The 18,250-nt window shown below is 64.2% G+C and carries 21 protein-coding genes; 1 reads left to right on the forward strand and 20 read right to left on the reverse strand.

The window, feature by feature from the left end; all coding sequences use genetic code 11:
* Window positions 1–12: 12 nt before the first annotated feature.
* From OVA24_RS09145 to OVA24_RS09170, 6 genes are all read right to left on the reverse strand, one after another.
* Window positions 13–1,269: a right-handed parallel beta-helix repeat-containing protein gene (locus OVA24_RS09145; protein WP_267674901.1), complete on the reverse strand. Its 1,257-nt coding sequence runs from the start codon at window positions 1,267–1,269 to the stop codon at window positions 13–15.
* A gap of 63 nt (window positions 1,270–1,332) precedes the next feature.
* The gene (locus tag OVA24_RS09150; RefSeq protein ID WP_267674902.1) at window positions 1,333–1,890 is read right to left on the reverse strand and encodes a hypothetical protein; all 558 of its coding nucleotides are present in this window, start codon (window positions 1,888–1,890) and stop codon (window positions 1,333–1,335) included.
* A 65-nt stretch (window positions 1,891–1,955) separates the two neighbouring features.
* Window positions 1,956–2,945, reverse strand: a complete 990-nt coding sequence (locus OVA24_RS09155; RefSeq protein ID WP_267674903.1) for an Lnb N-terminal periplasmic domain-containing protein — start codon at window positions 2,943–2,945, stop codon at window positions 1,956–1,958.
* A 28-nt stretch (window positions 2,946–2,973) separates the two neighbouring features.
* Complete coding sequence (locus tag OVA24_RS09160) at window positions 2,974–4,077, reverse strand: peroxiredoxin family protein (protein WP_267674904.1); 1,104 nt, start codon at window positions 4,075–4,077, stop codon at window positions 2,974–2,976.
* A gap of 29 nt (window positions 4,078–4,106) precedes the next feature.
* Entirely contained in the window at window positions 4,107–5,285 is a 1,179-nt protein-coding gene (gene dxr / locus OVA24_RS09165; protein WP_267674905.1) for a 1-deoxy-D-xylulose-5-phosphate reductoisomerase, read from the reverse strand.
* Window positions 5,282–6,187, reverse strand: coding sequence for a phosphatidate cytidylyltransferase (locus OVA24_RS09170; RefSeq protein WP_267674906.1), 906 nt, complete (start codon window positions 6,185–6,187; stop codon window positions 5,282–5,284). Before OVA24_RS09170 ends, dxr begins: the two co-directional genes overlap by 4 nt.
* A 179-nt stretch (window positions 6,188–6,366) precedes the next feature.
* Between OVA24_RS09170 and OVA24_RS09175 the strand changes: the two genes are divergently transcribed.
* On the forward strand, window positions 6,367–6,747 hold the full coding sequence (locus tag OVA24_RS09175) for an EF-hand domain-containing protein (protein WP_267674907.1): 381 nt from the start codon (window positions 6,367–6,369) through the stop codon (window positions 6,745–6,747).
* 48 nt (window positions 6,748–6,795) lie between these two features.
* On the opposite strand, the gene OVA24_RS09180 is transcribed toward OVA24_RS09175, so the two are convergent.
* From OVA24_RS09180 to OVA24_RS09245, 14 genes are read right to left on the reverse strand one after another with little or no spacing between them, the layout of a single operon-like run.
* Window positions 6,796–7,554 carry a DUF4198 domain-containing protein gene (locus OVA24_RS09180; RefSeq protein ID WP_267674908.1) on the reverse strand — a complete coding sequence of 253 codons (759 nt, stop codon included), beginning with the start codon at window positions 7,552–7,554 and terminating at the stop codon, window positions 6,796–6,798.
* A 45-nt stretch (window positions 7,555–7,599) separates the two neighbouring features.
* The gene (locus OVA24_RS09185) at window positions 7,600–8,385 is read right to left on the reverse strand and encodes a cysteine peptidase family C39 domain-containing protein (protein WP_267674909.1); all 786 of its coding nucleotides are present in this window, start codon (window positions 8,383–8,385) and stop codon (window positions 7,600–7,602) included.
* A gap of 13 nt (window positions 8,386–8,398) precedes the next feature.
* Window positions 8,399–8,923 carry a hypothetical protein gene (locus OVA24_RS09190; RefSeq protein ID WP_267674910.1) on the reverse strand — a complete coding sequence of 175 codons (525 nt, stop codon included), beginning with the start codon at window positions 8,921–8,923 and terminating at the stop codon, window positions 8,399–8,401.
* Window positions 8,920–9,651, reverse strand: a complete 732-nt coding sequence (locus OVA24_RS09195; protein WP_267674911.1) for a hypothetical protein — start codon at window positions 9,649–9,651, stop codon at window positions 8,920–8,922. Before OVA24_RS09195 ends, OVA24_RS09190 begins: the two co-directional genes overlap by 4 nt.
* A complete protein-coding gene (locus OVA24_RS09200; RefSeq protein WP_267674912.1) occupies window positions 9,648–10,433 on the reverse strand; it encodes a hypothetical protein in 786 nt (261 codons plus the stop codon). The genes OVA24_RS09195 and OVA24_RS09200 overlap by 4 nt, the downstream gene beginning before the upstream one ends.
* The gene (locus OVA24_RS09205) at window positions 10,430–10,891 is read right to left on the reverse strand and encodes a hypothetical protein (protein ID WP_267674913.1); all 462 of its coding nucleotides are present in this window, start codon (window positions 10,889–10,891) and stop codon (window positions 10,430–10,432) included. The genes OVA24_RS09200 and OVA24_RS09205 overlap by 4 nt, the downstream gene beginning before the upstream one ends.
* Entirely contained in the window at window positions 10,888–11,355 is a 468-nt protein-coding gene (locus tag OVA24_RS09210) for a type II secretion system protein (protein ID WP_267674914.1), read from the reverse strand. The genes OVA24_RS09205 and OVA24_RS09210 overlap by 4 nt, the downstream gene beginning before the upstream one ends.
* Window positions 11,352–11,765 (reverse strand): hypothetical protein, encoded by a 414-nt coding sequence (locus OVA24_RS09215; RefSeq protein ID WP_267674915.1) that lies wholly within the window; start codon window positions 11,763–11,765, stop codon window positions 11,352–11,354. The genes OVA24_RS09210 and OVA24_RS09215 overlap by 4 nt, the downstream gene beginning before the upstream one ends.
* A gap of 16 nt (window positions 11,766–11,781) precedes the next feature.
* On the reverse strand, window positions 11,782–12,954 hold the full coding sequence (locus OVA24_RS09220) for a type II secretion system F family protein (protein ID WP_267674916.1): 1,173 nt from the start codon (window positions 12,952–12,954) through the stop codon (window positions 11,782–11,784).
* Window positions 12,947–14,644, reverse strand: coding sequence for a GspE/PulE family protein (locus OVA24_RS09225; RefSeq protein ID WP_267674917.1), 1,698 nt, complete (start codon window positions 14,642–14,644; stop codon window positions 12,947–12,949). Before OVA24_RS09225 ends, OVA24_RS09220 begins: the two co-directional genes overlap by 8 nt.
* A complete protein-coding gene (locus tag OVA24_RS09230) occupies window positions 14,641–15,225 on the reverse strand; it encodes a hypothetical protein (protein ID WP_267674918.1) in 585 nt (194 codons plus the stop codon). The genes OVA24_RS09225 and OVA24_RS09230 overlap by 4 nt, the downstream gene beginning before the upstream one ends.
* Window positions 15,222–17,024, reverse strand: coding sequence for a type II secretion system protein GspD (locus OVA24_RS09235; protein WP_267674919.1), 1,803 nt, complete (start codon window positions 17,022–17,024; stop codon window positions 15,222–15,224). The genes OVA24_RS09230 and OVA24_RS09235 overlap by 4 nt, the downstream gene beginning before the upstream one ends.
* A gap of 17 nt (window positions 17,025–17,041) precedes the next feature.
* On the reverse strand, window positions 17,042–17,674 hold the full coding sequence (locus OVA24_RS09240; RefSeq protein ID WP_267674920.1) for a hypothetical protein: 633 nt from the start codon (window positions 17,672–17,674) through the stop codon (window positions 17,042–17,044).
* The gene (locus OVA24_RS09245; RefSeq protein ID WP_267674921.1) at window positions 17,671–18,198 is read right to left on the reverse strand and encodes a hypothetical protein; all 528 of its coding nucleotides are present in this window, start codon (window positions 18,196–18,198) and stop codon (window positions 17,671–17,673) included. The genes OVA24_RS09240 and OVA24_RS09245 overlap by 4 nt, the downstream gene beginning before the upstream one ends.
* Between the last annotated feature and the right edge of the window lie 52 nt (window positions 18,199–18,250).

Consider the following 18,250-nt stretch of genomic DNA (forward strand, 5'->3'; position numbering starts at 1 on the left):
CGCCACATGGGATCAGCGGACGGCGCGGTAGCCCTTGCCGGGATGCTTCGTGCTGTTCATGGCGGGGCCCTGTCCGTCCCACGCCGGATTCGGGCTGGAGATTCCCGCTTCCTCCGCGGTCTTCACCACCACGGTGCCGGTGCCGTCGTATTTTCCGATGGCCGCTCCGACCTTCGCATCTCCGGTCACCAACAGGCAGTTGTTCAGGGTGAGGGGGCCTGGGGCCTTGTCCTCGATCTCCACGGAAGCGTGCCGGTGGCCGATGAAGGTGCAATTATCAAGGATGACGGGGCCACCCTTCGTCCACAGGCCGGTCTGCGACCAGCCGCCGAAGCAGTTCTTCAACGTCGCGTTGTGCCACAGCCGGAAGTCCCGCCGGTGGCCGGTGGCGATGCAGTCGGTCAGCTTCACATCCTTCACCTTCAGGTCGAAGCCGCCGTCCTGGTTGCGCAGCGCGCGGCAACGGGTATAGGTCACATCCTGCGAGTTGCCCTCCGCCACGAAGCCATCTCCGTTGGTGTACTTCACCGTCTGGTTGGACTTGATGTTGTTCGTCGCCAGGCAGTCCTCGAAGACAAAGGAGGTGTTCGGCTCGCCGCCGTTGTTGAGCAGGAAGCCGAAGGTGAAGACCTCCGTCTTCGTCTCCCAGACGGCGTCTCCCTCGGAACAGTCGGCGGTGCATTTGCTGACCTTCACACGGTCGCAGCCCTGCTCGAAGCGGAAGCCGTGCTTGCTGTAACGCTTCATGTCGCAGCCGGTGAAGACCAGGTCATCGCAGTCGGACAGGTAGAAGCCGTGACGCATCTGCTGCATATCCAAGTTGTCGAAGACCAGGCCGGAGCGCGGGGCATCCTTTGCCGGGTTCGCCCGCACGACGAAGCAGTAGTTGCGGACCGACAGATCCTTGAACACCACATGGGAGAGCCCCGGTGCCAGGGTGATGGCGGTGGCGCCTTTGTCCGGCTTCTCGATCGTCCAGTTGGAGGAGAACACCGCGCCCGGCGCACCGAGGATCACCTTCGGCTTTTCCTCCGTGCCGCCCTTGGCAAGGTTCAGCGACAGGCCATGGTAGTCACCGGCGGAGAAGAGGAGCCGGTCACCCGCTTGCAGCGTGTCGTTGAAGAGCGCGGATGCCGATGCCCCGGGAGCCGCGTTCGCCGCGCTGCCGCCGTCCTTCGTCCCGGACCCGGCAGGGGAGACATGAAAGTCCGCAGCGAGCGCGGAACCGGCCAGAAGAACGGAAAGAACAACGCAAGATGGGTTTTGCATGCAATTCATACGTCCAACGTATGAACGATCCTTCCGGGAACTCCATCTTTTTTCGGAGAGGGGTCACTCCAGGGTATCCGCGCCTTTGCCGAGGTTCGCCGCGTAGTCCTTGGCGATCCGCTCGATCAGCGCGGACCATTTCTTTTCCTCTTCCTGCGGATGGGTGACCAGCCATCCGGCGCAGTACTTCGCGTCCGCATCGTAGCGTTCGTAGAAGGCGGAGCCGTCCTTGCGGGCGCCGGAAATGACGAACCATTTCTCCGTCTTCCGCTTGTAGGTGATGGTTCGGCCCGGCTCGATGAGGGCGGCCTCCCAGCGCTTCGCCACGTCGCCGATGCCATCGATGTTGAAGGAACCCCAGGTGATCAGTTCGGCCTTTCCGTCCGCGGAGCGGAACGCCTGGCCGCCGCCATTGTCCGGCGGGCGTTGCGCCGTCATCCCGGGTGGCACCGGCAGCACCATGCCGAAGCGTGCGTTCCGGTAGGTCTGCCAACCGTCCTTCTCCGCGGTGAGCGGGATGGAAGGCCCGCCGCCGTCGGGCTGCGCGGAGGACATCAGCGGGAATGCGGCGAGGATGATGGCTGCGGAAATGGAGGCACGTTCTGGAAGTGCGGCTTTCATCCCTCCACCATACCCCCTTGCTGGCGGGAATGAAGTGAGATCTTCATTCCCTTTTTGTCCCATCCTCACTCGAAACCGGGGACTCCCTTGCGGATGGTCTCGGAGAATGTGGCGGGATCCGGATTCGCAAGCGCGGCGGGGTTGATGTGGCTGCGCTGCTTCAGCTCGGGGAAGGGGAGGGATTTGTCGAAGATGCCCAGTTCGTTGAGCGCCTCGTCCAGCTTGCCGTTGGCGAGGATGCGCCAGTCCAGCGAGTGGCGTTCCTCCGTGGTGATCTGTCCGCGCACGGCGGTGGTGCAGTTCGCGGTGATGGCGTTGTACCAGGCGGGGCGCGCCTGGAAGCGGTTGATGGAGTCCAGATACTCCGCGAAGCGCATGCGGGTCGTGGTTTCCTTGATCTTGAGGCGGTAGAGGAAGACATCCTCGCCCTTGCGGAAGTTGGTGCGCAGGCGGATGACATCGCTCTCCGCGCCGACGATGTAGATCAGCTCGTATTGCTTGTAGAGGCTGGTCAGCACGTCATACGTCTCGCCTTTTTCCCGGCGGCTCTCGATGGAGAATGCCACGTGACCTTCGTCCCCGAAGTCGAAGCTGAAGATGGGGTGGCCCACCAGGGTACGGCCACCCCAGTAGGTCATGAAGAAGTCCATGTGCTTCAGCTTGGACAGGTGGAACTGTTTCGTCTCCCATTTTTCGATGGGCGTGCCGTCCGGCTGGTAGTCGAAGTTGCGGAAGTTCGTGAAAGTCACCAGATCCCCCTCGATGGTCACGCCGGGGACGTTGGCGGATTCCACCTCCCAGTCGCGGTCGTTCGACGGCTTCTTGAGCAGCCATGGCACCAGCACCGCCAGGAACATGAGCAGCCACCCGGCGAAGCGCAGCCGCAGCTTCCGGGACCGAGTGACGGCAAAGGCCAGCAGGATCACCCAGAACACGGCCAGCAGTCCGTTGCCGACGCCTGGCAGCGGCCCGTCGAACCAGATGGCCCCCACGGTCCACAGGGTGACCGGGAACAGGATGAAGACGAGCAGGGCGCCGGATAGATTTCTTAGCATGGCCATGGGTGTGGGTGCGTGTAGGGATTTATTTCGCCGGGGTGGCCGGCGCGGGGTTCAGCAGGGCCTCCACCGCCAGCTCCACGAAGGAGCCGGGGGCACCGGTGAAGCTGACCTTCCGCTCCGCATCCAGGACATAGATCAGCGGCCAGTGGCCGATGCGGTACTCCGCGGAAAGCTTGTTCTCCGGATCGCTGAAATTCCGGAAGCGCACGGTGCCGTCCGCCTGGAAGCCACGCAGTTGCTCGAGAGGGTCATTGTTCACGCCCAGCACGACCACCGGCTGGCCCTGGAATTTCTCCTGCAGGCCGTTGGCGAACTCAACCACCCGGTTGGCTTCCGAGATGTTGCTGTTCCAGAACATCAGTACGACGATCTTTCCCTTCTGCTCGGAAAGCGTCAGCGCGCGTCCTGCGGAGTCCGTCCCCTGCAGGTCCGGTGCCACCCGGCCTTTCGTCAGGTAACGGATGATGTAAAGCTCGTCCGCGGCGATGCGGGAAACGCTGGTGCCGCCGATCTCGACGTCCGCGGAATCGATGATGGCTTTCTTGATCGCGGTCAGGCGGCGGGCCATCAGCTCCGGCGTGTCACCGGAGTTTTTCAGCACCATGGCCGTGGCCAGGGAGGCCACCCCCTGGATCTTCTTGTCCGGGTTCGTGGCGATGATCTTTTCCAGCAGGGCGAGGGTGCCCGGGTCATTCCCCGCCGTCAGCGCGAAGCACATGGGGGTGAGGTCCGGGCTTTTCAGGTGGTGCTGCTCCACCGCCTCGCGGATGGCCTTGGTCTCCTGGGCATAGGCCGGGCCGGGCAGGCCGTCCTCCTTGCGGATGATGAGGTTGGAAGCCAGGCTGAGGAACCAGGAGGCCGGCTCCAGCGTCCATCCTTCCTTGAGGGATCCCCCGATGGCTGCCCACATCCGTTTCGCTGCGGCATGGGGATCCGGGCGCTTCGCCACGGCGGCGGCGCGGGCTTCCGGCGTTTCCGCCAGGCGCAGTTCCAGCGCCCATTTTTCCATGGATGCCTGGTATTCTTTCTCCACCAGCTCCGCGGCGGCGGGTTGCGCGTGGGACAGCCCGCAGAGGGGCAGGGACAGCAGGGAAATCAGGAGCGGGATGCTGGGAAGGCGGTGCATGGCTGGAACGGAGTAAAGGATAGCAAAGATCAGGCGGGATGCTGGCAGAAATCGCGGGCGGTTTCCCGTGCCCAGGCGTCCGCCGCGACCACAGTGGACAGATCCGGAGAGGTTCGGACGTCGTGGGCGTCCATGGTGGCGGCCACGCATTCCCAGATGCCAGGGAAGGGGAGATGCCCGGCGCGGAAGGCGTCCACCGCCACCTCGTTCGCCGCGTTCAGCACGGCGGGCAGCGTGCCGCCGGTCAGGCCGGCGCGGCGGGCCAGGTTCAGCGCCGGAAAGTCATCGTCGCGCGGGGACTCGAACTCCAGCTTCGCCAGCGTGGGGAAATCCAGCGGCTGCAGGTTCCCCTTCACGCGGTCCGGCCAGGTCAGCGCATACTGGATGGGGAAGCACATGTCCGTCCGGCTCAGTTGCGCCAGCACGGATCCATCCCGGAACTCCACCATGGAGTGGATGATGCTCTGTGGATGAACGACGACGTCGATGCGCTCCATGCCGATGCCGAACAGCCAGCGGGCCTCGATCATTTCCAGCCCCTTGTTGAAAAGCGTCGCGGAGTCGATGGTGATCTTCGGCCCCATGTTCCAGGTCGGGTGTTTCAGCGCCTGCTCCGGCGTCACCTGCGCCAGTTGGTCCGCAGGCATCCTGCGGAACGGTCCGCCGGACGCCGTCAGGATCAGCCGGGAAACCTCCGCCTCGCCACCGCGGTGGCCGTCCAGGCACTGGAAGATGGCGTTGTGCTCGCTGTCCACCGGCAGGATTCTCACGCCGTGTTTCTCCGCCGCCGCCGTGATGACCTCGCCGGCCATCACCAGGATCTCCTTCGACGCCACGGCCAGGTCCTTCCCTTGCTCGATGGCGGCCAGCGCCGGATGCAGGCCAGCCGTGCCGATGATGGAGACCAGCACGATGTCCGCCTCCGCCAGCGTGGCCAGATGGACCAGACCCTCCGTGCCGGTATGGATGCGCGTTCCCTCCGGCACCAGCGCGCGCAGCGCGGACTCCTTCGTCGCATCATGGATGGCCACATCCTTCACGCCCGTTTCCCGCACCTGCTCCGCCAGCTTTTCCACGCTGGTGCAGGCGGCCAGAGCGATGATCTCGATGCGGTCCCGCAGCATCGCCGCCACCTTCATCGTGGATGTCCCGATCGAGCCGGTGGAGCCGAGCAGGACGACGCGGCGTTTTCGTGCGGTGGAGGTCATGCGACTTTCAGAACCCATTTCAGATAGAAATACAGCGCCGGGGCCGTGAAGCAGATGCTGTCGATGAGGTCCAGCGATCCACCGATGCCCGGCAGGATCTTCCCGGAATCCTTCGCTCCCAGCGCGCGTTTCACCACGCTCTCCGCCAGGTCCCCGATGACCGCCAACAGGCAGAGCAGGAAGCCCAGCGCGATGACGTGCGGCCAACCGGAAAGGACGGCCAGCTTCACCGGCATCAGCGCGTAGAGACCGCACGCCGCCAGTTGGGAGAAGAACACCGCACCCGCGAAGCCCTCCCACGTCTTCCCGGGGCTGATGTGTGGGATCATCTTCTTTTTCCCGATCATGGAGCCGACGATGTAGGCCCCCATGTCCGTGAACTTCGTCACGGCCAGCAGCCACAGCAGCAGGAACGCCCCCGGCACCTCCGAGGGCCCCGGGACGATGAACACGATGCGCGTGGCGAAGTTGAACAGGAACGGGATGTAGATGAAACCCAGCACCGTGGACGCCACGGACAGCAGCACGTCATTTCCGTGGACCGGGTAGCGCAGTTGCAGCGCGAAGGACGCCATCGTGATGAAGGCGATGGCGAACAGGTCGAACTCCGGCGGCAGCACCTTCGCTCCGGAATGGAACGTGTGGAATACCAACCCGCAATACGCGGCCGTGGTCAGCATCCCCAGGCGTGGATAGCAGTGAACGCCGTCCTCCTGCACCATGCGGTAGTACTCCATCGCGGCCAGCAGCGTGAGCCCGGCCAGCAGTCCCAGATAGGCGGCTGCATTCATCGAGTAGCAGGTTCCGGCGACGATGGCCCACAGCAGCAGCGTGCTGGCGGTCCGGCGGATGAAGACGGTCCCCTTTGACGGGGAGGGAGCTGGCGTGGAGGAGTCTGCCATGGGTGGGTGAAATCCAAGACGGCGGTCCGGTCCGTGGCAACTCATTCCGGCGCATTTCAAACGGCGGCTCCGGAACTTTCATTGATTCTCCGCAACCTTTCGCGCCACCCCCGGTTTCATGATCATGCGGGAACGCCAACGCGGACCCCGGATTTCAACACAACCGATACACCAACCATATGAAGACGACCCAACTGATGATCCTCGGCGCACTGCTTGGAGCCACCGCCCTCGCCGGCGCACAGGACAAGCCAAAACGCGGCGGCGGATTTCCTCCGGAGATCATCGAAAAATTCGACGCGGACAAGGATGGCAAGCTCTCCAAGGAGGAGCGTGAAGCCGCCCGCGCCGCCCATGAGAAGGAATTCGACAAGGACGGCGACGGCAAACTGAACGACGAGGAGAAAAAGGCCATGCGCGAGGACCGCGAGAAAAAGATGATCGCCCGCTTCGACAAGGACGGCGACGGCAAGCTCTCCGACGAGGAGAAGAAAGCCATCCCCGCCCGCCCTGACCGGGGTGCCAGGAAGGACAAAGGCGACAAGCCGGCCGGCCAGTAAGCGCGACCGGATCCAAGGAAGCCACGGCCCGGAAACGGTCCGTGGCTTTTATTTTTCGCCGGCCAGCAGCGTCAGCGTCGCCGCGTAGTCGGTGCCCGCGGAGTGCTTTTCGCCGGTTTCCTCCGGGGCCTTGCGGTGGACCACCACCAGGTAGCGGTTCGCCTCCGGCAGTGGCAGTTCCGCCTCGCCTTTCGCGTCCGTCTTCGCCTCATGGTCCGGGTCGAAGCCGCTGTCCAGTTCCACCCCGCGCGGGATGCAGGACACCACCGTGTCCGCCAGTGGCTGGCCCTTGAAAAGCACGCGCACCTTCAGTTTCATTCCTGCGGTGGCCTTCGTCGGATCGTCCATCGGGATGATTTCCAGCGCGTGGCCCAGCGGATCGGAAAACGTGACGCCACCACTCTCCCCGGCGGCGGAGATGAAGTAGGTCTTCGCGCTTTTCACCACCCGCTTCGGCGCGTAGGTGACCACCGCGTCATACGTGTGCGCCACGCACTGCAGGCCTCCGGGCGCGGATGGGATCCTGGCACTCCAGTAGCCCTCTTTCTCCTCGGACCCGGCATCCACGATGTCCGGCTTCAGGTCGGTCACCGCGCCCTTCGCACCGACCAGTGACAGGGTGGACGCCGCCAGCGGGATCTTGCTCGCCAGGAGGAAGTCCCGGTGGTTGTTGCCATGGTTGCCCAGCATCAGGTCCGCATACACCGGCTGCTTAGGCTCCTGCTTCACCACGTTCACCTGCACCCAGGGATCATGCGCGGAGGCGGAAAGGGGCAGCAGCAGGGCGGAGAACAGGAGTCGCTTCATGGTCCGGAATCTGGATGCGATCCCTCCGCCTGGCAATGGAGGAGATCATCTCGAAACCGTCATGTGGAAGCCGGTGAAGCCATAGCGGGCGTGGAACGCCTCCATGGAGATCCACTCTCCGCCACGGAGCGGATCCGCGATGTGGATCTGGTCTCCCTTCACCTCCAGCACCGGGATGAAGTGCCCGGTGCTTCCCAATTTCACCCCCACCACGGCGGGAAATTCCACATCCGGGGAGAAGCTTTCGCGGAAATCAAAATGAACCTTCGCCCCCCGGCTCCTCAGGTAGCGGGCCAGGTACCATGCCTCCGTCCCGTTATGGTAGGTGTGCGCGGCGCGGGCGGTTTTCTTTTCGGTGAGGTTCATCCCCAGAGATCTCGCGATGGTGCTGGCGCTGGCGGGGCCGCAGGTGGATGCGGTGCTCTGCAGGCTGTAGCCGTCCACCCATTCCTCCGCGAAATCTCCATCCATCAGGGGCATGATCACCGGCTTCAGGTAGGGAATCACGGCTGCCGCCAGCAGCGCGGATAGCGGCAGCGCCAGCAACAGCCGGGGCAGGAAGGTGGCCAGGGCCCCTGCGGCGGCTCCGGCAGGCAGGATGAGGAATTCACTGCCCGGCCACGATCTCATTTCATAGTACCATCCGTATTCCAGCGGCACGCCAGCGTAGTAGGCGGCGACCAGGGCGGAAGGCATGGCGAGGACCAGGAGAATGGCCAGCACCCGGGCGCGGATTGCCGTCCTCGCTTGCCGGAGGCTGGCGTACGCCATGCTGAAGGCGGCGAGGGCAACCGCCGCAGCCAGGAAGCCGGTCAGATTCGCGCCATTCATCCCTGCGGAAAGTTCACTCCGGCAGCGGGATCACCTCATCCAGCGATGGCAGCACCCCGCCCGATGAAAGGTTGGAGTCCAGGCGGTTCACATCCAGGGTGGTTTCCGGACGGTCGTCGCTGGTGGGCAGCGGGCGGAAGGATTGCGAGTGGGTGTCCACGCGGAACTCCAGTTTCATCAGGTCGCGGTTGGTCTCCGCCATCTGGTCGCGCAGGTCGCGGTTCTCTTTGCTGAGGCGTTTCACCTCTTCCAGCGTCTTTTGGTTCAGCTCCAGCATTTTCTGGAGGGCCATGTCAGGAGCTTGGGCCGGGGCGGGGGCAGGGGGCACCGGTGGTGCGGCCACGGTCAGCCCGGCGGGGGATTTGGGTACCTGTGGCGCGGGTGGTGCGGGCCTCGCGGGAGCCGGCGCCTGGATCGATGGCAGTCCCCGGGAGGGGGACGCGGTGAGCTGGCGGACGGACCACCAATGGCTGGCACCCGCGGTGGCGAGTGAGACGAGCACCAGTGAACAGAAGATCGGGATGATGGCCGGCTTCATTTCCGTGGGATGGGTTTGGCGACAGGTGGCTTCTCGGTGGCTTCCGGTTCCGGAGCTCTCGGCAGGGAGACCAGGAGCTGCTGCAGCCGCTCGATGGCGAAGCCCATTTGCAGGGAGTCTTCCTCGAGCTGGCGGACGGAGTTGGAAAGGATGGCGCCGACGGTGTCCTTCTGCTGGTAGCCCAGCGCGGCCTGGTAGCCCGGCTCGCTGATGGTGAAGGTGGTGGCTCCGTCGGTGTCCGGCACCAGCACGTGCGGGCGGATGCTCAGCGGGATGGTGGATCCGGGGGAAATCTCCACATCACGGGTGAAGGGGGGCGCGGACTCGGAGGAGTCCAGCTTCCAGCCCTTCGGGATGGAGGAGAGGGGCTTCGCGGGGAAGGGGAACAGCAGCTTCACGTCGCCGGGTTCGACGGGACCGTCGGCACCCTGCAGCTTTTCCACCCGCACCTTCACACTCGGCTTCTTGTCGGCGGGTGCGGGAGTTGCCGGTTCGTCCGCCTCCGGAGCGGGGAGCGAGCTGGCATTCTCGATGAGTGCGGGTGGCGACGGCTCCTCCACCGCCGGTGTACGGGAGGGGGCGGGTGGGTCCAGCACGACTGTCACTTCGTTAGGCTTCCGGGGTTCCTTCGGGGGGAGCGGGCGGAGGCCGGATGGAACCCGGTCCTGCTGGGCGGAGACGGCTCCGCAGGCAGCCACTGCCAGGATGAGGAAAAGCGGGTTCTTCATTGGCCGGCGGGTTTCAGTTGGATGGATTCGCTGGTGTCCAGGCTGGCGGGTACGTTCAGCGCGGGGGAACCGTTCTGGTTGGCGGGCAGGCTGGGGCTGTCCGCCCGGAGTTCGGAGGTGGGGATGGAGCGCGCGACCAGGCGGTTCCAGTCCTCCAGCAGTCCGGAGGCTTCTTCACGGAGCATCGCGGTTTGCTCCTGGTGGACGGCCAGCCGGGCCAGCAGCCCGCGGGCTTCCTCGACATCCGCCTGGGTCCAGCGGAGCTGGCGGCTGTTGTACAGGACCGGGACGTCCAGGATGATGCGGGAGACATCCCCCTGCGGGATCTGTGCGGTGAGCACGTGCTGGACGGAAAGGTTGGTCTGCTCCGTGGTGGCGGCGGCGGGGCGCGTGGCACGGGTGATCTTCGGCGCGGTGGACTCACCGGGCAGGCGGTTGCCGGGGAGGAGCGGCGGCGGCGTTTTCGGCTGCGCGGCCAGCTTTTGCTCCTCCGCCTTTGGTGCGGGAGCGGCGGGCACCGGCTCCGGTTTCGGTGCGGCCTCCGGCTGTGGGACGATCTCGGCGCTTGGTCCTGCCTGGATGACCGGCTTCGTCAGGTAGAGGACACAGAATCCCGCGGAGAGGGCGGTGCTCATGAGCAGCAGCCACGGATACGCGCGGTGGATGGGGTTGCCCGTCCGCCGGTAGTTCGACGGAGAACCGGCGGAGGTCTGGAGCACGGGCAGGTCATCCAGCACGCGGCGGTTGCGGTTGCTGGATGAGTCGGTGGGCAGGGGTTTCATGGCTTGGCCGGAACGGTGGACGGGCTGGCGGCGGGTGTGCGGACGGCGGCCACGGCGTGGCTGACGATGGTCTGGTCGGATACTCCGGGAAAGGTCGTGATGGTCAGCGCCTCCGCGGACAGGCGCAGGTGGCGCATCACCCCGTCCGTCCGGCTCATCGCCTGCAGCCCGGGGACGATCTCCAGCGCACCGGATTCCTCACGCTGGCGGCCGATGCCGTCCGAGCGGTAGATCTCATACGTGGAGTAGGCCTCCGGTTCATCCTCCGCGGAGATGCGGATCTGGACTCCGTCCGTATAGACATGGAGCGCCATCGGCTTCATCGGGATGTCCGTCACCCGGCCACCCGTGATCTTGAAGTGGGACTGGAGGAGGAAATCCCCGACATGGCGGAACTCCAGCGCCGCGGCGAATGGGGCCGCGGCCAGCAGGATGAGCGGCATGAGGTGGCGCGTCATTCTCCCACGTCCCAGAGATTATCGGTGGAGCTGCCGGAAGGATCGTAAACACTGCCACCCTGGACGAGCACGGGCGGAATAACGGTCACCCGGATGCTCAGGGCATTGCCTTTCAAGGGTTTCACCGTAGGCATCGCGGTCGCCCGGTCCGGAAGGTAGGGGATGAGCTGCTCGCGGGTGATGCTTTCCTTGGCCACCGTCGGGTTGTCCGCGAGATACATCCGTTGTGCGGAATACACCGTGCGCAAGGCCTCCGCCGCCTCGCGGCCAGCGCGCCAGGTCTTGATCGAGCCGCCGACGTAGAGGCCCGTGCCGATCAGCGCCATCAGCACGCACAGTACGATGGTGATCTCGATCAGCGTGAGTCCCGGATGATGAAGGTGACGGCGATGTCTGGAGGTGGACACGGACAGTTGATTAACATATCCGAAGTGATTGGTGAAGCAGCTTTTTTCGCCGTTCATTCACTCAGGATTTTGATGGCGTCCTTCAGATTTCCGATGAACTCCGGATTTGTGAGCAGGTAGCGGAGGAACATGGTGGCGTAGAACAGCCCCACGCAGGTCAGCAGGATCCACACCAGCCGCCAGGTGACGGATTTGCCCTTCGGGGCGATGAATGGAGTGTACCAGCACTGGCGGTCCACCACCTGGGTGGAGAACATCTGCCCGTTCTCCCGGAGCGTGGTGATGAGGCGGTTGGCCGCTCCTTCGCTGCGGGCGACGAAGTGGTGCTGGTAGCGGCGGCCCGGCGTGTCCGGCATGGGCAGTTCCCGGATGCCGCGCGGCACGCTGGCCGGCGGGCTCAGCGTGTAGATGTGCGTCTCCTGGATGAAGGACTCCAGCAGCCAGCGGTCGAAGCGGGTGAGTTGCATGGCGGTGGAGGGAGGATCACATGGCGCTGTTCATCATCTTCGGACCCATCAGGAAGATGGGCAGGAACGTGCCGACGAACACGGCGGCAATGAGGAATACGGCGATGATCAGCACCAGGAAGCTCACCGTCGCGGCGAAGGCCTGCATGTTGTTCTGGGCGTCCTCCTCATACATCTCGCAGAGCATCTCAAGCTGGTTGTCGATGGATGCCGACTTTTCACCGATGGCGAGCATGTGCGTGACCTGGGGATCGACTGAGGTGTATTTCGCGAAGGCGGTGGAGAGAGGGACGCCGGAGTGCTCATACTTGTCCGCGGCGTTGCGCAGTTCGGAGTAGAACGGCGTGTTCTTCACGCTGTTGGCGGAGACGCGGATGGATTTCGCCAGGTTGATGCCGTTGGAGTGCAGCAGCCGCATTGTGGAAAGGAACGTCATCTGGCGCATGCCAAGAATCAGGTTCCTCAGCAGCCGCCAGCGGGACATAGCCAGTCCGAGGATGAAGTTCCTCACCTTTGCCGAGACACCGACCGTCACGGCGAATCCGACCATGATGGCGACGATCAGGAACCAGGTCTTCTGGATGAAATGGCTGACGGCGAAGGAAATGGCGGTGAGGCCGTCCGCCTTCTGGCCGACGCCGGAAAGCATCTCCTCCACCTGCGGCACGATCTTGATCTGGGAGATCATGAACGCGCCGATGAGGACGGAGATGATGATGCCCGGCACCAGCGTGGACTTCCGGATCTGTTTCTTGAAATGCGCCTCACTGGTCAGACGGACCGCCAGCGCGCGGAAGGCCTCATGGAGCTGGCCCGCATCCGAACCCGCCTGGACCAGGCCGATGATGGTGTCCGAAAAGCGGCCCGTGCGGCGGAACGCCTCATGGATGCTGACGCCCGCGGTGATGTCCACGCAGATCTTGTTGAGCGCGTCCACCATCCCCTTGTTCGGGAGGCCGTGGGAATAGTACTTCAGCGCGTCCGCCGTGTTGATCTGCGCGCGCAGCATGGAACTGAGGCCGCGGAACAGGCCGATCAACTCCTTGCGGGAGAACAGCTTCGGCGCGGGATTCGTGAAGGAGGCGAAAAGCGACTTCTGGGCCGGCTTGCCCCGGGCCGCGGCGGGGCGTCCCATCGCGGCGGCACCGGCAGCCTGCGGCGCCGCTTTGGTGGTGGGGAGGCTACTCATCGGTGTATGTCATGTCGATGACCTGGCTGACGGCGTGCAGGTCGGTCTTTCCTTCCCGGAGGAGCCGCAGGCCGCTGCGCCGCAGGTTCGGCAGCTTGCCTTCCTCCGCCACCTTCACCTCCAGTTCGTAGGGAGTCATCTCACCTTTCGAAAGCTGGTCGGAAACCTTCGGTGTGATCGGGATGATCTCGAGGATGGCGGTGCGTCCCGCGTAGCCGGAATAGCGGCACTCCGGACAGCCGCCGGATTTCGCGCGGAACAGCGGGATGGATGCCCAGGAGTCATCCAGGCTGAAGGTCTTCCGCTCCAGTTCGGGGATGCCGTTGATCGGCTCTTTGCAGTAAAGGCAGAGCATCTTCACCAGGCGCTGGGCGCACGCCGCTTTCAGCGTCTGCGCGATCTTCCACCGCTCGATGCCGAGCTGCTCGAACCGCTCGATGATCTGGGACGCCCGTGGAGTGTGGATGGTCGTCAGCACCTTGTGCCCGGTCACCGCCGCCTCGATGGCCAGTTCCGCGGACTCCAGGTCCCGCACCTCACCCATGAGGATGATGTCCGGGTCGGACCGCATGAAGGAAGCGATCATCGGCTTGAACTCGCGCGGGCTTTTCAGGTCGCAGTGGGTGATGCCCGGCACCTCGTCCTCCACCGGGTTCTCCAGCGTGAGGATGTTCACCTCCGGACGGTTCAGCTCCCGTAGGATGGCGTTGAGCGTGGTTGACTTGCCGGATCCCGTGGGGCCGGACATGACGATGATTCCGGCGGGGATCTTCATCACCCGGTGGAGCGCGAACATCGTCTCGTCATCAAAAGCCAGCGTGCCCTTGCCGAGCGTGACGTTGATGTTGCTCTTGTCGAGCAGACGCATGGTCAGGTGGTAGCCGCGGTAGGTGCGGTGCCGCTCATAGCGGATGTCGATGGGGCGCTGGAAATAGGAGATCGTGAAACGTCCCGAAATGCCCGGAGCCGTGTTGCGGATCTCGGTCGGCAGCTTCATCAGGTTCAGCAGGAACGCATCCAGCCGGTCCTTCAGCTTCATCGGGATCTCGATCCGCTGGCCCAGGTCGCCGTCCACCCGGAACGAGTAGTAGAAGATCTCCTTCTCCACCTTGAAGTGGATGTCGGACGCGCGCGTCCGCACCGCATCCGCCATGATGGTGGCGATGAGCTGCGCCATCGGCTCCGTGTAGTCCGTTGTGACATTGAAGTCATGGATGCCGTCGTCCATGTCCTCGACGTCGATGGCCTCCAGCTCGGAACGGCTGGGGCCGCTGTTGGTCGCCACGGACTCGATCGCGCGGCTGATCTCCGAGGCCAGCGTGACCACCTTGACGATCTGCCGGTCGGGAAAGCGCGGCGCGAGGTACTCCTCCGCCAGGGGGTTCCACGGGTTCGCGATGGCGACGATGATTTTGTCAGTGCCGGACCGGCAGATGGGGGCGAAGAAGCCGCGCGTCATCACCGTGGCGTCGCAATGCGCGTGGAGGTCGCTTTCACAGAAGTCCGCCACCTTCGGCATGAAGGGCAGGCCATTGATCCTGGCCAGGGAGGCCATGAAGCTGAAACGCGTGACCCGGTTCGGCACCTGGTCGTGGGCGAGGTCGAGGTAGGATGGATCATGCGCCCCCAGCTCGGACATGATGCGCCGGCTGATCAGGTCGTTGAACGAGATGCCATCGAAGTCGATCATCGTTGGAAATGTTTGCGGATGATCTGGGTCCAGCTTTGGTGGTCCAGCATCACGGAGGTGATGATGGGCCGCACGTTGACCCGGCGTGCGACCGCTGCGGCGATCTCTTCGCCGAGGATGACCGCGGCGATGGGGTTGACGGAGGCGGTGCCGATGGCATCCGCATCCTCCGCGTAGATGACCGCGGCCATCAGCGCGGCCCCCAGCCGCTGGATGCCGGGATAGGCCTCGTAGAAGGTGGAAGGGGCGATGAACTTCCCGGCGAAGGGAATCACGTGGAGGTTGGGGTTGAGGGTGGCGGAGATGCGCTCGCCGTAGCTGGCGACGACGGAGGCCACCTGATCCTCGTCCTTGTGGAGATGCCGTGCCAGCGTGTCCAGGAGGTCGGCCGGCTGCCCGTGGGAGTTCGACTGGCGGACAAGGTGCATCGCGTGGATGAGGTCATCCTTGCCGGCGGTGCCGGTCTGGAACAGTGCGGTGGCCGTCCGCTGCAGGCACTCCTCCACTGCGGTGGCCAGGCTCTCCCTCTGCGGAGGCAGGGCGATCTGGCTGACCGTCTGTGCTTTTGGTGCTGAACTCATGGCCGGCCGGAAGGGGTGGCCCTCCGGGATTTGGGCTTCGGCGCCAGTTCTTCGGCGCGGGGATAGTAGGGGGCTTCGTCAGGCTGCAGGTCCCTCAGCGCGCGGCGGAGGTTCGGCTCATGGGCCGGGCCGGGATTGTAGGGGTCCACCCAGTCATGGTCGCGCTGGAGCTGGGAGGCGGTCCTCACCCGGTTTGCGATCTGGCTGTTCTCGCCTCGGTTCCGCGGGTCATAGGAGGTGGGCGTCACGATGAAGACGAGGCTGGACTGCTCCTTGGAGGCTTCCTTGCTCTTGAAGAAGAAGTTGATCACCGGAATGTCGCCGAGCAGCGGGACCTTCGTCTTGTCCTTGTTCTGCACTTCGCCATAGAAGCCGCCCACCACCAGGGAGTGGCCGTCAGGCACGCGCGCCGTGGACTCCACCATCGACTCCGAAACACGGGGATAGAAGTTCCCGGAGATGCCGCGGATGTTCTCGACGATCTGGGCGGAGCGCGGGCGCAGGCGCATCCGCACCGTGCCGTCCGAAAGAACCGTCGGTGTCACCACCAGAGAGATGCCGATCTCGCGGTGCTTCTCCGGATCGTCCGAGATGGACTTGTCAGAGGTGTCGATCTTGTAGCGGACCTCCTCGGTGGTCTGGGTGGTCCGGTCGGTTTCGTTGACCGTGGCGGTGATGATGGGCACCCGGTCGATGATGGAGATGGAAGCCTGCTCGTTGTCTTCCGTGATCAGGGTCGGGTTGGAGACCTGGTTGGCGATGCCGCCTTCGGAAAGGGCCCGCAGCACGCCGGTGAGCTGGACAGGGTCGAGCACCAGATTGCCGGAGGCTCCGGCGGTCGCCGCCGTCTGGATGCCGAAGATGGAGTTAAGGTCGCGGAAAACCTCCAGATTGGTTCCGGATTCACCCAGGGAGGCCGACCAGTTCACTCCGGTCCGCTGGCCGGATGTGCTGTTCACGCGGAAGATCTTGGTTTCCACCACGACCTGGCCCTTCGCCTGGTCGATGGTGTGGAGGAACTGCCGTGCCTGCTCGATGCGGTGGGCGGAGTCGATGATGATGACGGTGTTGGTCTTCGGCTCGAAGTTGACGATCCCCGTGCCCGGACTGAGGACCGGTCGGATCAGCTCCTTGATCTGGTCGATGTCGGAAGGGCGCAGGTACTTGAGCTGGTAGTGGTACTCCGCGGCGGGGAGCTGGCTGAGCTGCGCCTGGGTCAGCGCGTAGATGGTGTTTCCCTTCACGTGGAGGGACAGGCCGTACATGAATGCCAGTTCCTCCATCTGCTGCTGGGGATCCCCGTCATTGAGGTGGCCGGTCACCAGGTATTCCTGGCCGGTGATCTTGACGTTGTGGAAGTACTGCTTGCCTGCGGACTTCGCCAGGAACTGGAAAATTTCATTCAGTGGCGCATCCTTGATGATGTAGCCGTCCGAGGTTTGCTGGGCTTCGAGCTTCTGTTGCTCCAGCGGCCCGAAGGCGGTTCCGGGGGCGGGCGGTGCACCTGGCGCGCCGCCCTGCTCGGAAGGGGAGGGAGGTGGGACCGGTACCGGCTCGATGGCGGGCATGGGTTCGGCCGCAGGGCCGACGGTCTTCGGTGGTGCGCCGTCGATGGTGGGCATGGAACCATCGCCCGCGGGAGGCGCGGGTGGGGCATCCTGCGGCGCGGGAGGATTCACCAGCGGTCCGGGATCCGTGGCGGGAGGGGCGGATGTCAGCGGAGGTGGTGAGTCCTGTGCGGAAGAAAGTCCGGCCGTGAAGAGGGCGATGGGCAGCAGCAGCAGGGCGGGTGGTTTCATGGCGGAAAGGTGAAGGGTCAGCGGGTGGGAGGTGCCGGTGCGGATCCGGGTGTGTTGAGGTCGAGAGGTGCCTGCTGGTTGGTGGGGACCATGCCGGGTGCTGAAATGCCACCACTGCCCGGAGTCATGCCGGGAGGCAACAGATTGAGGGACTGAGCGGCGGTCTCTCCGGTCTGGACGTTCTTGAACTGGACCAGATGGGCGCTCACCTCCACCACTTCGATCCAGATGCTCTGGCCTTCGAAGTTCACAGGAAAGCGGTCACCGGCGGAGAAGCTGCGCGAACCGACGAGGAACTTTTTGTCCCCGGTCATCACCGTGGTGATCTGGATCCTGCGGATGATGTCGGCGAAAGGAGCGGACTGCGGGGTATTGTCCGCGACTGCGGTGGGCGGAGGTGCCGGTGGCCGGTAGTCCGGATCCTGCGGCATCCCGAAGGGGTCGAACTCCCGCGTGGAGATGGCCAGATTCGGAACCGCGTTCTGGACGAACTCTTCCACGGAGGCTCCCACAAGACGCAGCGGCTTTGCCGGGAACTGGTCATTCGCCGGTTTGACGGGAGCCTGCACCGGCGCGCCACCCGCCGTCGGCTTCTTCGCGGCGGAAACCGGCAGGCAGCCGCAGAGGAGGATGGGAATGATGGATCTCAATGCTCCCATGCGGTGTAGCTGACTTGGAAATTGAGGAGGGTGGACTGGTCGCTCGGGGTGGCCTTCAGTTCCTGGAGCGTCAGTTGGGGCATGCGTGCCTCCAGTTCCAGCATGGCACGCTGGGCCGAGCGGAACGTACCGCGGAATCCCATCCGGAACTGCGATGATTTCTGCTGGGTGACAGCGGCAAAACCGGACCGGGTGGTCAACGGGTCGAAGCCGGTTTCCTGGAATTCCTTCGAAGAAATCTGGTCGGTGATGGTCTTCAGATGCGTCCGGACGGTGCTGGTTGTTTCCACCGCCAGTTCTTTTTTCCAGCGTTCAAGGTGCTCACGCTGGCTCTTGATCTTGCTCTCCGTCTGCATCGCCGCCTGACGTCCCTGGGAGTAAGCGCGGAACTGTGACATCTTCACCGCGAAGCTGTCCGACATCTCGGACTTGATGTAGAAGCAGGCGCCCACCAAGGCCAGCAGACCCAGGACTGGAAGCACGATGCCGAAGAAGATGATCGATTGCTTGTACATCGTTCAGGCGGATTGAACCCGCGTTGCTGATAATTTGAAAGTCTAAACTATC

The organism is Luteolibacter sp. SL250 (genome assembly GCF_026625605.1).
Classification (GTDB): Bacteria; Verrucomicrobiota; Verrucomicrobiia; order Verrucomicrobiales; family Akkermansiaceae; genus Luteolibacter.

Excerpts from the sequence above, each read along its gene's own strand:
- OVA24_RS09145 (WP_267674901.1), bottom strand. The coding sequence starts at position 1,269 with ATGCAAAACCCATCTTGCGTTGTTCTTTCCGTTCTTCTGGCCGGTTCC.
- OVA24_RS09150 (WP_267674902.1), bottom strand. The coding sequence starts at position 1,890 with ATGAAAGCCGCACTTCCAGAACGTGCCTCCATTTCCGCAGCCATCATC.
- OVA24_RS09155 (WP_267674903.1), bottom strand. The coding sequence starts at position 2,945 with ATGCTAAGAAATCTATCCGGCGCCCTGCTCGTCTTCATCCTGTTCCCG.
- OVA24_RS09160 (WP_267674904.1), bottom strand. The coding sequence starts at position 4,077 with ATGCACCGCCTTCCCAGCATCCCGCTCCTGATTTCCCTGCTGTCCCTG.
- dxr (WP_267674905.1), bottom strand. The coding sequence starts at position 5,285 with ATGACCTCCACCGCACGAAAACGCCGCGTCGTCCTGCTCGGCTCCACC.
- OVA24_RS09170 (WP_267674906.1), bottom strand. The coding sequence starts at position 6,187 with ATGGCAGACTCCTCCACGCCAGCTCCCTCCCCGTCAAAGGGGACCGTC.
- OVA24_RS09175 (WP_267674907.1), top strand. The coding sequence starts at position 6,367 with ATGAAGACGACCCAACTGATGATCCTCGGCGCACTGCTTGGAGCCACC.
- OVA24_RS09180 (WP_267674908.1), bottom strand. The coding sequence starts at position 7,554 with ATGAAGCGACTCCTGTTCTCCGCCCTGCTGCTGCCCCTTTCCGCCTCC.
- OVA24_RS09185 (WP_267674909.1), bottom strand. The coding sequence starts at position 8,385 with ATGAATGGCGCGAATCTGACCGGCTTCCTGGCTGCGGCGGTTGCCCTC.
- OVA24_RS09190 (WP_267674910.1), bottom strand. The coding sequence starts at position 8,923 with ATGAAGCCGGCCATCATCCCGATCTTCTGTTCACTGGTGCTCGTCTCA.
- OVA24_RS09195 (WP_267674911.1), bottom strand. The coding sequence starts at position 9,651 with ATGAAGAACCCGCTTTTCCTCATCCTGGCAGTGGCTGCCTGCGGAGCC.
- OVA24_RS09200 (WP_267674912.1), bottom strand. The coding sequence starts at position 10,433 with ATGAAACCCCTGCCCACCGACTCATCCAGCAACCGCAACCGCCGCGTG.
- OVA24_RS09205 (WP_267674913.1), bottom strand. The coding sequence starts at position 10,891 with ATGACGCGCCACCTCATGCCGCTCATCCTGCTGGCCGCGGCCCCATTC.
- OVA24_RS09210 (WP_267674914.1), bottom strand. The coding sequence starts at position 11,355 with ATGAACGGCGAAAAAAGCTGCTTCACCAATCACTTCGGATATGTTAAT.
- OVA24_RS09215 (WP_267674915.1), bottom strand. The coding sequence starts at position 11,765 with ATGCAACTCACCCGCTTCGACCGCTGGCTGCTGGAGTCCTTCATCCAG.
- OVA24_RS09220 (WP_267674916.1), bottom strand. The coding sequence starts at position 12,954 with ATGAGTAGCCTCCCCACCACCAAAGCGGCGCCGCAGGCTGCCGGTGCC.
- OVA24_RS09225 (WP_267674917.1), bottom strand. The coding sequence starts at position 14,644 with ATGATCGACTTCGATGGCATCTCGTTCAACGACCTGATCAGCCGGCGC.
- OVA24_RS09230 (WP_267674918.1), bottom strand. The coding sequence starts at position 15,225 with ATGAGTTCAGCACCAAAAGCACAGACGGTCAGCCAGATCGCCCTGCCT.
- OVA24_RS09235 (WP_267674919.1), bottom strand. The coding sequence starts at position 17,024 with ATGAAACCACCCGCCCTGCTGCTGCTGCCCATCGCCCTCTTCACGGCC.
- OVA24_RS09245 (WP_267674921.1), bottom strand. The coding sequence starts at position 18,198 with ATGTACAAGCAATCGATCATCTTCTTCGGCATCGTGCTTCCAGTCCTG.